The 237-nt window shown below is 62.9% G+C and carries 1 protein-coding gene; it reads right to left on the bottom strand.

All coding sequences use genetic code 11. The features are described 5' to 3' along the window. Window positions 1-237: sigma factor-like helix-turn-helix DNA-binding protein (locus SB772_RS45490; RefSeq protein WP_410839213.1), on the bottom strand; the 237-nt coding region annotated here is incomplete at both ends.

The raw sequence follows: 237 nt of genomic DNA, 5'->3' as shown, positions 1-237 counted from the left end.
TCGCATTGACGATATGCTTTTCCACCAAGGCCCGCGACATGCCCAGCTGTTCGGCGATCTCCGGGTGCGACAGGCCCTCGATCTTGCGCAACAGAAAACTCTCGCGACACAGCCGTGGCAGCTCCGCCAGGGCACGCTGGAGCAGTGGCAGGCGCTGGCCGTGATCGAGGCAGTTGTGCGGAGATGGCGTGAAGTAGCGTTCTTCGGTGTCGAGCACGTCCAGCGACTCGACCTGAC

It is taken from the genome of Paraburkholderia sp. SIMBA_030 (genome assembly GCF_046535245.1).
Taxonomy (GTDB): domain Bacteria; phylum Pseudomonadota; class Gammaproteobacteria; order Burkholderiales; family Burkholderiaceae; genus Paraburkholderia.
Note: the sequence above shows the minus strand (reverse complement) of the source record. Positions and strands in the feature narration are given on the sequence as shown.